The sequence below is a fragment of the Streptomyces termitum genome, assembly GCF_014650175.1.
GTDB lineage: Bacteria > Actinomycetota > Actinomycetes > Streptomycetales > Streptomycetaceae > Streptomyces > Streptomyces termitum.
The window spans coordinates 200,899-213,960 of the sequence record NZ_BMUL01000012.1 but is presented as its reverse complement, the minus strand read 5'-3'; the positions used below and the strand labels follow the sequence as shown (position 1 = coordinate 213,960).

The 13,062-nt window shown below is 74.4% G+C and carries 12 protein-coding genes; all 12 read left to right on the top strand.

Translation table 11 applies throughout. The annotated features are described in order from the left end of the window. Positions 1-19: 19 nt before the first annotated feature. Positions 20-1,015 (top strand): SRPBCC family protein, encoded by a 996-nt coding sequence (locus IE219_RS22815; protein WP_189980425.1) that lies wholly within the window; start codon positions 20-22, stop codon positions 1,013-1,015. Between the two features lie 69 nt (positions 1,016-1,084). Further along, complete coding sequence (locus IE219_RS22810) at positions 1,085-1,876, top strand: aldose epimerase family protein (protein ID WP_189980423.1); 792 nt, start codon at positions 1,085-1,087, stop codon at positions 1,874-1,876. 10 nt (positions 1,877-1,886) lie between these two features. After that, entirely contained in the window at positions 1,887-2,426 is a 540-nt protein-coding gene (gene pyrE, locus IE219_RS22805) for an orotate phosphoribosyltransferase (RefSeq protein WP_189980421.1), read from the top strand. A gap of 251 nt (positions 2,427-2,677) precedes the next feature. Continuing rightward, positions 2,678-3,700, top strand: coding sequence for a class II fructose-bisphosphate aldolase (gene fbaA, locus IE219_RS22800; RefSeq protein WP_189980419.1), 1,023 nt, complete (start codon positions 2,678-2,680; stop codon positions 3,698-3,700). Positions 3,701-3,774: 74 nt separating this feature from the next. Beyond that, the gene (locus IE219_RS22795; RefSeq protein WP_229849946.1) at positions 3,775-4,992 is read left to right on the top strand and encodes a MalY/PatB family protein; all 1,218 of its coding nucleotides are present in this window, start codon (positions 3,775-3,777) and stop codon (positions 4,990-4,992) included. A gap of 205 nt (positions 4,993-5,197) precedes the next feature. Then, positions 5,198-7,189, top strand: coding sequence for a WD40 repeat domain-containing protein (locus IE219_RS22790; RefSeq protein ID WP_189980417.1), 1,992 nt, complete (start codon positions 5,198-5,200; stop codon positions 7,187-7,189). A gap of 87 nt (positions 7,190-7,276) precedes the next feature. Next, positions 7,277-7,690 (top strand): DUF3151 domain-containing protein, encoded by a 414-nt coding sequence (locus tag IE219_RS22785; RefSeq protein WP_189980415.1) that lies wholly within the window; start codon positions 7,277-7,279, stop codon positions 7,688-7,690. 277 nt (positions 7,691-7,967) lie between these two features. Further along, complete coding sequence (locus tag IE219_RS22780; RefSeq protein ID WP_229849945.1) at positions 7,968-8,666, top strand: DUF3152 domain-containing protein; 699 nt, start codon at positions 7,968-7,970, stop codon at positions 8,664-8,666. Positions 8,667-8,790: 124 nt separating this feature from the next. Then, entirely contained in the window at positions 8,791-9,795 is a 1,005-nt protein-coding gene (locus tag IE219_RS22775; protein WP_229849944.1) for a tryptophan 2,3-dioxygenase family protein, read from the top strand. Then, on the top strand, positions 9,788-10,984 hold the full coding sequence (kynU, locus tag IE219_RS22770; protein WP_189980409.1) for a kynureninase: 1,197 nt from the start codon (positions 9,788-9,790) through the stop codon (positions 10,982-10,984). The genes IE219_RS22775 and kynU overlap by 8 nt, the downstream gene beginning before the upstream one ends. Positions 10,985-11,087: 103 nt before the next feature. After that, positions 11,088-11,966 carry an alpha/beta hydrolase gene (locus IE219_RS22765; RefSeq protein WP_189980407.1) on the top strand — a complete coding sequence of 293 codons (879 nt, stop codon included), beginning with the start codon at positions 11,088-11,090 and terminating at the stop codon, positions 11,964-11,966. A 96-nt stretch (positions 11,967-12,062) separates the two neighbouring features. Beyond that, complete coding sequence (locus tag IE219_RS22760) at positions 12,063-13,049, top strand: hypothetical protein (protein WP_189980405.1); 987 nt, start codon at positions 12,063-12,065, stop codon at positions 13,047-13,049. The last annotated feature ends 13 nt before the right edge of the window (positions 13,050-13,062 follow it).

Genomic DNA, 13,062 nt, shown 5'->3' with positions numbered 1-13,062 from the left:
CTGAGTAGGCTCGGCTCCCATGGAGCATGAGGTGTTCGTCCCGGTCCCGGCCGAGGCCCTGCGGGCCGCCCTCACCGACCCGGCCCGGGTGGCGCGCTGCGTCCCCGGCTTCGAGCCCGGCACCGACCCGGCCGCCCCGGCGGGCGACGCGCTCGCCGGACGCCTCCGGCTCCGCGTCGGCGGGCGCACCATCACCTACCGGGGCGGGCTGCGGATCGTCGAACGGGACGGCGCCATCACCTACGAGGGCGAGGGCACCGAGGCGCGGGGCAAGGGCGTCGCCGAGGTCTCCCTCACCGTCGTCCTCACTCCGGCGGCCGAAGGCACCGGACTCAGCTTCACCGGCGCCCTCACCGCCACCGGGCGCCTCGCCGAGGAGACCGGGGAGGCCCGCGAGGCGGCCCGCACCCGGCTGCTGGACGCCTTCGTGCGGACGGTGCGGGAGGAGGCGGGGCGGGCGGAGGGCGAGGCCGAGGGGGACGGTGGGGACACTGGGGCCGATGGGAGCAGTGGGGCCGATGACGCGGCCGGGCCCGAGGCCGGTTCCGGCGCCGGGCCTGAGACCGGGGACGGTGACCGTGCCGAGGCCGAGGCCGGGGACGTGCTTGAGGCCGATGCCTCCGAGGTGCCCGGGACCTCCGACACCGCCGACGCGTCCAGTGCCTCCGAGGTGTCCGGTGCTTCCGAGGTGTCGGACGCCTCCGACGGCTCCGGTGGCGAGGACGATCTCTTCGCCGATGACGTCTTTCCCGAGCCGGCCGCCTCGCTGGAGCCGCCCGCCTCCCTCGGCATCCCCTCCGCGCAGCCGCCCGCCGAGGCCGCGCACGCGCGCCGGACCATGATCGGGCGCAGCGCCGAGGAGGTGGACCACGCGCCGCCGCGCGGCCGGTACGCCCCCGTGCCCGCGCCCGAGCCGAGCGGTGCGGGGGCCACCCTCCGCTGGGTCGCCCCGGCCGCCGCGCTCGCCCTCGCCTCCGCCGTGATCGTGGGCCGCGCGCTGCGCCGCCGCCGCTGACCGGCGCTCCGGCCCCGCCGGGACCGAAAGCGTCCGGTGGACCCGGGCCCAGGACTTAGGGTCGGGGGCGTGAGCAACCTGACGCGACTGACGGCGGGCGACGCCGAGCTGACCATCAACCCCGGGCACGGCGGCCGGATCGAGAGCCTGCGCATCGGCGGCACCGAACTCCTCAAGCAGGGCGACCACTACGGCAGCTTCCCCATGGTCCCGTGGTGCGGCCGGACCCGGGACGGCGTCTTCCGCGACGGTGCCGCCCTCCACCGGCTGCCCCTCAACGCCGCCCCCCACGCCATCCACGGCACCGTCCGCGACCGGGCCTGGACGCTCGCCCGCACCGACGGCACCGAGGCCGTCCTCACCTGCGAGCTGGACGACCCGTGGCCGTACAAGGGCCGGGTCACCCAGGTCCTCGAACTGGCCGAGGACCGGCTGACGCTGCGGTTCGGGGTGGAGGCGTACGACGCGTCCTTCCCGGCGCAGGCCGGCTGGCACCCCTGGTTCCTGCGGAACCTCGGGCAGGGCGGCCGTGACGTGGAGCTGGACTTCGCCCCCGCCTGGCAGGAGGAGCGCGGCGCCGACCACCTGCCCACCGGCCGCCGCGTCGACCCCCGCCCCGGCCCCTGGGACGACTGCTTCGGGATGCCGGACGGGGTCGACGCCACCCTCACCTGGCCGGAGGAGCTGGAGCTGCGGGTCACCAGCCGCGCCGAGTGGGTCGTCGTCTACGACGAGCCGGAGGACGCGGTCTGCGTCGAGCCGCAGTCCGGCCCGCCGAACGGCCTCAACACCCTTCCGCGCCTGGTCACGCCCATCGACCCGCTGGAGGTCGAGAGCGTCTGGGCCTGGCGTCGGCTTTAAGCTCGGTGGCATGACTGACGTACGCGCTGAACTGCTCCAGCAGATCAAGGACAAGGCCGTGGTGCACGGCAAGGTGACCCTCTCCTCGGGTCTGGAAGCCGACTACTACATCGACCTGCGCCGGATCACGCTGGACGGCGAGGCCGCGCCGATGGTGGGTCAGGTCATGCTCGACCTCACCGCCGACCTGGACTTCGACTGCGTGGGCGGCCTGACCCTGGGCGCCGACCCGGTCGCCACCTCGATGCTGCACGCCTCCGCCGCGCGCGGGCAGCGCCTCGACGCCTTCGTCGTCCGCAAGGCGCAGAAGGCGCACGGCATGCAGCGCCGGATCGAGGGCACGGACGTGAAGGGCCGCCGCTGCCTGGTGGTCGAGGACACCTCGACCACCGGCGGTTCGCCGCTGACCGCCGTGGAGGCCGTCCGCGAGGCGGGCGGCGAGGTCGTCGCCGTCGCCACCATCGTGGACCGGGGCGCCGCCGGGGCCATCGCCGACGCCGGGCTGACGTACCTCACGGGCTACCGCCTGGAGGACCTCGACCTGGCCTGAGCCGGGGGGACCCGGAGGAGACGGGCTAACCGCCGCGAAGTCGTGACTTAGGTCCCGGACCTCGGCCAGAGCGGTCCTGACCTGGCGTTTCGTGAAGGGGCGGGGTGTTTCACGTGAAACACCCCGCCCCTTCACGCACCACGGCCGTGGGAGGTCGTACAAGAGTCTGGAAAGATGGCACCGACGATGACGTCGCCCCTAGGTCAGGGACATAGCAACGCCCACACCCGCACATCACAAGGAGCGGACGAATGCCCATCGCAACCCCCGAGGTCTACAACGAGATGCTCGACCGGGCGAAGGCAGGCAAGTTCGCCTACCCGGCCATCAACGTGACCTCGTCCCAGACCCTCCACGCGGCGCTGCGCGGGTTCGCCGAGGCCCAGAGCGACGGCATCATCCAGATCTCGACCGGCGGTGCCGAGTTCCTGGGCGGCCAGTACAGCAAGGACATGGTCACGGGCGCCGTCGCCCTGGCCGAGTTCGCGCACATCGTCGCGGCGAAGTACGACATCACGGTCGCGCTGCACACCGACCACTGCCCGAAGGACAAGCTGGACGCCTACGTGCGCCCGCTGATCGAGGTCTCCGCCGAGCGCGTCGCGCGCGGCGAGAACCCGCTCTTCCAGTCCCACATGTGGGACGGCTCCGCCGAGACCCTCACGGACAACCTGGCCATCGGCCAGGAGCTGCTCGCGAAGGCCGCCGCCGCCAAGATCATCCTTGAGGTCGAGATCACCCCGACCGGCGGCGAGGAGGACGGCGTCAGCCACGAGATCAACGACGAGCTGTACACCTCCGTCGACGACGCGATCCGCACCGCCGAGGCCCTGGGCCTGGGCGAGAAGGGCCGCTACCTGCTCGCCGCCTCCTTCGGCAACGTGCACGGCGTCTACAAGCCGGGCAACGTCGTCCTGCGCCCGGAGCTCCTCAAGGACCTCCAGGCCGGTGTCGGTGAGAAGTTCGGCAAGACCTCCCCGTTCGACTTCGTCTTCCACGGCGGCTCCGGCTCCACCGCCGAGGAGATCTCCACCGCCCTCGACAACGGCGTCGTGAAGATGAACCTCGACACGGACACCCAGTACGCCTTCACCCGCCCGGTCGTGGACCACATGTTCCGCAACTACGACGGCGTCCTGAAGGTCGACGGCGAGGTCGGCACGAAGTCCACCTACGACCCGCGCACCTGGGGCAAGCTCGCCGAGGCGGGCATGGCCCACCGCGTCACCGAGGCGTGCGAGGCGCTGCGCTCGGCCGGCAAGAAGCTGAAGTAAGCCGCGGCGGAGGGCCCGGCACCCGCACGGGTGCCGGGCCCTTCCCGTACCCGCGGCAAGGAGGAGGAAGCACCGTGCACGACCCTGCGAACGGCCCCGCGAACGGCCTGGACGCCCCGGCGGGCGGTCCCGCGTACGACTTCGACGAGGAGCGCGACCGGCACGGCACCTGGTCGGTGCAGTGGGACGGCACCGCGGACCGCTTCGGCGTCTCCGACCTGCTGCCCTTCACCATCTCCGACATGGACTTCGCCTCCCCGCCCGAGGTCCTCGACGCCCTGCGCGCCCGGGTGGACCACGGCGTCTTCGGCTACACCGACTGGCGGCTCGGCCCCTTCCGCGAGGCGATAGCCGACTGGTACGCGACCCGGTACGACACCCGCGTCGACACCGGTGCCATGGTCTACGCGCCCTCCGTGCTCAACCAGCTCTCCCAGCTGCTGCGGATGTGGACCCGGCCCGGCGACGGCGTCGTCGTGCACACCCCCACCTACGACGGCTTCCGCAAGGCCGTCACCGGCCTCGGCCGCGAACCGCGCGGCGTCCCGGTGGGCGACCTCGACGCCCTGGAGCGGGAACTCGCCCGCCCCGACAGCACGATGCTGCTGCTCTGCTCCCCGCACAATCCGACCGGCCGGGTGTGGACCGAGGCGGAGCTGACCGACTTCGCGCGGCTCGCCCGCCGCCACGGGGTCCCCGTCGTCAGCGACGAGATCCACGCCGACCTGGCCGCCGACGGCCACCGGCACCTGCCCTGGGTCCGGATCGCCCGCGCGGGCGGCGACCGGCGCTGGGCGATGCTCACCTCCGGCACCAAGGCGTTCAACTTCCCCGCGCTCTCCGGCTCGTACGGCTTCCTCGGCGACCCGGACGACCGGGCCGCGTTCGTCCGGCGGATGGAGACCGGCGAGGGCCTCGCCTCCCCGGCCGTCCTCTCCCTCACCGCCCACATCGCCGCCTACCGGCACGGCGCCGCCTGGCTGGACGGCCTGCGCGGCTATGTGGCGGGCACGATGGAGATGCTGGCGGAGCGGCTGGCGGAGGGGCTGCCGGAGGTGACCTGGACGCCGCCGCAGGCCGGCTACCTGGCCTGGATCGACCTGCGCCCGCTCGGCATCGACGAGACCCGGCTCCAGGAGGAGCTGGTCGCGGTCGAGAAGGTCGCGATCATGCCCGGCGGCACGTACGGGACGCCGGGCTTCGTCCGGCTCAACGTCGGCTGCCCGCGCGCCAAGGCCGCCCGCGGCGTCGACGCCCTGATCCGCACGGCCCGCCGCCTGCACGCGGGCTGAGCCCGGGGCCGTACGACGTGAGCCCGCGGCCCCGCCGCGAGGGGGCCAGGGGCCGCCTGTGAGCCGTCTGTGGACCGGCTGTGGGCGGGCCCGGAGGGCGGTTGCGGGGGAATCGGGGAGGCGGCGTGTCGGCCCGGTGATCTAGGCTGCCCCCACCGTGCCCGCTCTGGGCCGGAGACCAAGTTGTGTGGGGGGTCTCTTCATCGTGCGCAAGCGCGTCCTTTCCGCCGCCACTTCGCTGGCGGTCCTCTTCAGCTCCGCGGCCCTCGTCGCGGGAACGGCCGGCCAGGCGGCCGCCGACAGCCGCAGGAACGTCCCCGTGTCGTCCGTGGGCGACATGGTCGTCGACGGCGTCCACCAGAAGATCTTCATCAGCGACCCTTCCCAGGGGAAGATCGTCGCGACCGACTACGCCGGACAGGTGCTGGGCACCTTCCCCGGCCTGTCCGGCGTCACCGGCCTCGCGCTCTCGGCCGACTCCAAGAGCCTCTACGCCGCCGTCCCGGGCGTCGACGCCGTCGTCGTCCTGGACACGGAGACCGGCACCGAGACGGCCCGGTACGCCACCGGCGAGGGCACCGGCCCGAAGTTCGTGGCCGAGGCGGGGGGCCGCATCTGGTTCGGCTACGGCACCCAGTACGACGGCGACATCGGCTCCGTCGACACCTCGGGCGAGGCGCCCGTCGTGACCCTGGAGCAGGACGCCGGGATGGACTACTCGGGGGCCCCGCGCCTCGCGGTCTCGCCGACCGACCCGAACGTCCTCGCCGCCGCCTCCTCGTACTACCACTGGTTCCGCGTCGGCGCCTACGAGGTCGGCACCGGCACCGCGGTCCGCACCGCGCGGACCGCCGAGAACCTGCAGGGCGGCACCACCAACGACCTCGCCTTCACGCCGGACGGGAAGCGGATCGTCACCGCCGGCGCGGGCAACCGGCACAGGGTCTGGCAGCTCTCCGACCTCACGCAGGCGGGGGAGTACGCCAGCGTGGAGCACGGTTCGGCCGTGGCCATCGCCGCCGACGGCACGGTGGCGGCGGGCTCCGACGCCCCGTACGACCCGGACGTCTTCGTCTACCGGCCCGGCGACACCAAGCCGGTCCGGCAGTACGACTTCCCGGCCACCGGCACGAGCAGCGGCGGCGACAGCCTCGCTCCGGGCGCCCTCGCCTGGGAATCGGGCGGCAGCCGCCTCTTCGCGCTCACCACCGCCTACGGCAGCTCCCAGGCGCTCTTCCACGTCCTGGACGAGCCCGTCAAGTCCGCCCCGGTCGTCACCGTCAAGGTCCCGGCCTCCGGCACGCTCCTCAAGGCGCTGACGGTCTCCGGCACGATCGCGGCCACGCTGCCGCTGCCGGCCGGCACCCCGGTGACCGTCACCCGGTACGACGCCGAGTCCCCGCGGGGCAAGGCGCTCGGCACCAAGCCGCTGGGCGCGAACGGCGCCTTCTCGTTCTCCGACGTCCCGACCGCCGCGGGCAACACCACCTACCGGGTGGCCTACCCCGGCGACGCCACGCACTCGGCCGCCACCGGCTCGGCCGTGGTCAAGGTGGCGGCCCTCAAGCCGGCGCTGAAGCTCAACCAGAACGGGATCGTCGTCAACTTCAAGACGGACACCTGGTTCATGGCCACTCTCGGTCCCACCTACAAGAACCGCGTGGTGGAGATCTGGGCCGACCCGTACGGCAACGAGCCGAACAAGCTGCTGCGCCGCGGCACGGTCAACGCGCAGGGGCAGCTCGCGGTCCGTACGACGCTGACCAAGGACACCGCCGTCTACGCGCGCTTCGCGGGCGACGCCCGCTACGCGTCGGCCGAGGTCCGGTCCACGGCCTACACCCGGGCGGGGGCGGCGGCCCAGCTGTCCCGGCACTACAAGTGGACGAAGATCGGCACCACCCCGTACCGGACCTTCCACCAGACGACCGACCCGCTGATCTCGGCCTGGCACAACTCCTACCCGGGCCGTGCCACCCGCCTGGACCTCCAGGTCTGGTACGACGGCGCCTGGCGCGACGGGGGCTCGCAGTTCTTCGGGCTGGCCCCCAACGGCATGGCGTACGTGACGGTCGACGTCGACGGCGCGGCGGGCCTCCGCTTCCGGATCCGCTCCTCCTACATCGACACCCAGTCCGGTGACTACGTGAACACCACCTCCTACGGGGCGTGGAGCTACTTCAACGTCACCCGCTGACGTCCGGTCCGCACCGTGAGCCCCCTCGGACGGCCCCCTCGGGAGCCGTCCGAGGGGGCCGCCGCGCTTCTGGGGCAGACTGGGGGCATGGCCATCCACGAGAACCTGCTGGGGGGACCCGCCCCCACCCTGCTGCCCGACGACCCCGAGCCGCGCGAGCTGCTCGCCCAGGGCACCGCGCCCGCCGAGGTCGCCGCGAAGTACCCGACGTCCTCGCTCGTCTGGGCGCGGCTCGCCGACGACGCCTTCGAGGGGGGCCGCGTCGTGGAGTCGTACGCCTACGCCCGCACCGGCTACCACCGCGGTCTCGACGTGCTGCGGCGCAACGGCTGGAAGGGCCACGGCCCGGTGCCGTGGGAGCACGAGCCGAACCGCGGCTTCCTGCGGGCCCTGCACGCGCTGGCCCGCGCCGCCGGTGAGATCGGCGAGAAGGACGAGTACGAGCGGTGCACGACCTTCCTGCGGGACTCCTCGGCCACGGCGGCGGAGACGCTGGGCTGACATCTCGCCCCGATAAGATCCCCCGGTCCGAGCCTGAAACAGGGGGGAAACTGTCGTGGGCAAGCGTGGCGCGCCGCCGAGGCGCGTACAGAACCGACATACCGGCCGCGGTACACAGGGCGGGGGGCGGAGCCGCCGCCGGAGCGCGACGCGCGTCACCCGCCGGGGGCGGCTCGCGCTGTCGGCCCTCGTCCTGGCGGCGGTCTCGCTCGGCGCGGGCGTGGCCCTCGCCCACTTCCGGGGCGCGGAGGGCGGCGACACCGCCGCTCCTGCCCCCGTGAGCCCCCCGCCTCCGGCCACGACCGCCCCGCCCGCGCCGTCCGCCCCGCCGCCGGAGACGACGCCGCCGACCACCGCGCCCACCCCGAAGAAGAGCGTGAAGCCCACGCCCGCGAAGAAGAAGACCGTGCCCGTGTCCGGTCCGGGCACCTTCACCGCCGCGCGGGCGTCCGGGAAGGCCACCGGCACGGGCGGCACGCTGCGTACCTACCGGGTCGAGGTCGAGGACGGGATCGACCTGTCGGCGCACGGCGCGGCCGAGGAGATCGAGGCGATACTCGCCCATCCGCGCGGCTGGGCCGCGCACGGCCGGGGCCGCTTCCGGCTGGTCGGCTCGGGCGGCGACTTCGTCATCCGGATCGCCACCCCGGACACCGCCGACGCGCTCTGCGCCAAGCAGGGGCTCGACACGCACGGCGAGCTGAACTGCGAGACGACCGACGGCGTGGTGGTGAACCTGCGCCGCTGGATGCTGGGCTCGCCGACCTTCGCCGGGCCGCCGGAGGAGTACCGGCACCTGATCATCAACCACGAGGTCGGGCACGAGATAGGCATCCGCAAGCACATGGGCTGCGGGGGGCCGGGGAAGCCCGCGCCGGCGATGATGCAGCAGATCAAGGGCCTCGACGGCTGCCACTCGAACGCGTATCCGTACAGCGAAGAGGGGATCTACATCACCGGTCCGATCGTGTCATGATGCGCTTGGGACGGCGCGCGACGGAGCACGCCGCCCGAGGGGACCGGGGCTCCCGTGGCGCACGCGAGGACGTGCGCGCGGTGGAGCGGACCGCTACCCGGTAGTTCGTACCGAGGAGACAGAGATGTCGACCTTCTCCGAATTCCCCGAAACCTCCGGAGCCCCCGGTTCCGGAGGCCGAGCCGACGCCGCGGCCGCCGAGACCGCCCCGGTCACCGAGACCGCCCCGGTCACCGAGACCGCCCCGGTCACCGAGACCGCCCCGGTCACCGAGACCGCCCCGGTCACCGAGACCGCCCCGGCGGCCGACGCCGCCGCCGACGCGCCGAACCTCGACTTCGCGGGCACCACGCCCTACGAGGACTACGTCCAGGCGGACGTCCTCACCCACCTCCAGCACCTGCGCTCGGACGACCCCGGCGAGATGGTCTTCCTGGTCACCACCCAGGTCATGGAGCTGTGGTTCACCGTCATCGTCCACGAGTGGGAGACCGCGAGCCGGGCCCTGCGCGAGGACCGGACCCAGGTCGCGGTCGACGCCCTCAAGCGCTCGGTCCGCGAACTGGAGGCCCTCAACCACTCCTGGCGCCCGCTCGCCCAGCTCACCCCCGGCCAGTTCAACGCCTACCGGGGCGCCCTCGGCGAGGGCTCCGGCTTCCAGTCGGCCATGTACCGGCGCATGGAGTTCCTGCTCGGCGAGAAGTCCGCGTCCATGCTCGTCCCGCACCGGGGCGCGCCCCGCGTCCACGCCGAGCTGGAGAAGGCCCTCCACGAGCCCAGCCTCTACGACGAGGTCCTCGCCTTCCTCGCCCGGCGCGGCCTGCCCGTGCCCGCCGCCGCCCTCGGCCGCGACCACGCCCTGCGCTACGAGCCCTCCCCGGAGGTCGAGGCCGTGTGGGCGTCGCTCTACGCGGCCCCCGCCGAGCACGAGGAGCTGGTCCGCCTCGGCGAGGCCCTCAGCGACGTCGCCGAACTCGTCTGGCGCTGGCGCAACGACCACCTGGTGGCGACCCGCCGCGCGATGGGCGCCAAGACCGGCACCGGCGGCTCCGCCGGCGTGGCCTGGCTGGAGAAGCGGGCCCAGAAGAACGTCTTCCCCGAGCTCTGGACGGCCCGCAGCCATGTCTGACCTGCACGAGCGAGCCCGAGAGCTCGACGCCGCCGACCCGCTCGCCGGCCACCGCGCCGAGTTCGCCCTCGACGAGGGGACCGTCTACCTCGACGGCAACTCGCTCGGCGCGCTCCCCGCCCACGTCCCCGCCCGGATGGCCGACGTCATCGGCCGCGAATGGGGCGAGCTGCGCATCCGCTCCTGGGACGAGTCCGGCTGGTGGACCGCCCCCGAGCGGATCGGCGACCGGATCGCCCCCCTCGTCGGCGCCGCCCCCGGCCGGATCGTCGTCGGCGACTCGACCAGCGTGAACGTCTTCAAGGCCGTCGTCGCCGCGACCCGGCTCGCCGGGGAGGGCCGCGACGAGATCCTCGTCGACGCGACGACCTTTCCCACGGACGGGTACATCGCCGAGTCCGCCGCCCGGATGACCGGTCACCGGATCGTGCCCCTCGACCCGGCCGACATCCCCGGCGCGGCCGGCCCGCGCACCGCCCTCGCGCTCGTCAACCACGTCGACTACCGCACCGGGCGCCTGCACGACCTGCCCGGCACCACCGCCGCCCTGCGCGCGGCGGGCGCGCTCGCCGTCTGGGACCTGTGCCACAGCGCGGGCGCCCTGCCCGTCGGACTCGACGCGCACGGCGTCGACCTGGCCGTCGGCTGCACCTACAAGTACCTCAACGGCGGCCCCGGTTCGCCCGCGTACCTGTACGTCGCCGAGCGCCACCAGGCCGCCTTCGACTCGCCGCTGCCCGGCTGGAACTCGCACGCCGACCCCTTCGGCATGACCCCCGGCTACCGGGCGGCCGACGGCGCCGTCCGGGGCCGCGTCGGCACCCCCGACATCCTCTCCACGCTCGCCCTGGAGGCCGCGCTGGACGTCTGGGACGGGGTGGACGTCAACGCCGTCCGCGCCAAGTCCCTCGCGCTCACCGACTTCTTCCTGGAGTGCGTGCGGGCCTACGTCCCCGAGGGCCGGGTCGTCTCCGTCACCCCCGAGGCCCACGCCGAACGCGGCAGCCAGGTCGCCCTGAGCTGCCCGGACGCCGCCGCGGTCATGCCCGAGCTGATCGCGCGCGGCGTGGTCGGCGACCTGCGCCGCCCCGACGTGCTCCGCTTCGGCTTCACCCCGCTGTACGTCGGCTTCGCCGACACCGAGCGCGCGGCCCGGGTCCTCGCCGACGTGCTCGCCGCCGCCTCCTGAGGTCCGGCGGGCGCCGGTACGACGGCTGATCGGCGGGGGCCGGACCCTGATACGGTCCCCGCAGGTCAGGCCGATGCGGCCCCGTCCCCGAGAGGTTGGAACCATGCCGGACCCCGCCGCGCGCGACGCCGCCGAAGAGGCATCGGCCTTCTCCCACCCGGCCGTTCCCCCCGACGCCACCGCCGCCTACGGCGAACACCCCGACCAGGTCGTCGACTTCTACGCCCCCAGGGAGGGCAGCGGACGCGCCCCGCTCGTCGTCGTCCTGCACGGCGGCGCCTGGCGCGCCCCCTACGACCGGTGGCACGTCAGCCCCTTCGCCGACCACCTCGCGCGGCGCGGCTTCGCCGTCGCCAGCGTCGAGTACCGGCGCGGCCCCGGCCTGCCCCACCAGGGCGGCGCCGCCCCGGTCGCGGGCCGCTGGCCGGAGACCTTCGACGACGTGGCCGCCGCCCTCGACGCGCTGCCGGAGCTGGCCGCCGCCCACCTGCCGGGCGCCGACCCGCACCGCACCGTCCTCACCGGCCACTCGGCCGGCGGCCAGCTCGCCCTGTGGGCCGCCGCCCGGCACGTGCTGCCGGCCGGCTCCCCGTGGCGGCTGCCCGCCCCGCCCGCGCTGCGCGGCGTCGTCGCCCTCGCCCCCATCGGGGACTTCGCCCGCGCCCGCGAACTGGGCGTCTGCGGCGGCGCGGTGACCGAACTCCTCGGCGGCGCGCAGGCGTCGGAGGCGTACGGGGAACGGGCCGCCGCCACCGATCCGGCGCTGCTGCTGCCCACCGGCATCGCCACCGCCCTGGTGCAGGGCCGGGAGGACCTCGTCGTCCCGGCGGAGGTCGCCGACGCCTTCGTGGCGGCGGCGGCGCGGGCGGGCGAGACGGTCGGCCTCACGCTCCTGGAGGGCGTCGGCCACTTCCCGCTCATCGACCCGGCGGCCGACGCGTGCGCGGTGGTCGCGGAGGAGATCGCCCAACTCGCCTTCTGAGGAACGGCGGCCGCCTTTTCCCGTACCCCTCCTCCGCGTGGCGTCGATATCCTCTGCTTGTTCGAACTGCTGGGGAAACAGGGGGAGTCGGGGCACATGGGGACAGACGACCAGACGGGGGCGGTCCCGCCGCCCCCGCCACCGCATCCGCCCGCGTCCACGCCGCCCGCCGCCGCGGGGCCGGCGCACACGCCCTCCGCGCACACGCCGCCCGCGTACACGCCGTCGGCACAGCCGCACACCCCGTCCGCGCACACCCCGCCGCACGCGCCGTTCGCGCCGCCGGTCCCGGCGGCGGAGCCGGTCCGCTCCGAGCAGCCCCGGTGGGCGTGGTGGGTGGCGGGCATCGCTCTGCCGCTGCTGGGCATCGTGGCCAGCGTGGTCGTCGGCATGGACCGGGGCGACGAGCCCCCGGCCGCCGCCACCCCGCCCCCGACGACGGCGTCGTCCTCCTCGGCACCGGCCACCCCGTCGGCCGACGACCAGCCGGTGAGCACGCCCTCGTCCGCCGACGACGGGGCCGCCGCGTCGCCGCTCGACCCGCCCGACAGCCCCGCTCCCCGCACCTCGGCCCCGGCGGGCGGGCAGGTGGACCTCACCGCCCCGGCCGGACACGGCCCCGCGCGCGAGTCCTCCTGGGGACTGACCCCGGCGCCCTGCACCAACTCCGAGCAGCAGCTCATCGACCTCGACACCGGCCTCAGCCGGGTCGAGGCGGAGGACAACGGCAGGATCAAGGAGGCGGGCGGCGCCGAGCTCCAGTTCTGGCCCGAGAACTGCACGGGCAGCGACGACTACCGCCTGCGGGGCGTCCCCAACACCCGGGTGGGACTCCTGCGCGCCGACGACCCGCACACCGCCGACACCTGCCGGAAGATGTCCAACACCGGCCTGCCGCCGATGGACCTCAACGACGAGAAGACCACCGAGCAGGCCGGCTTCACCGTCGGCGCCGCCATCTGCGCCGTCACCACCGAGGGCGCCGTCGCCATGGCCACGATCGACCACATCAGCGACGGCGGCATCGGCGGCGAGGCCACCGCCAGCGGCACCCTCTACGTCTGGCCCAAGGCCGCCTCGTAGGACGCGGTAGTAC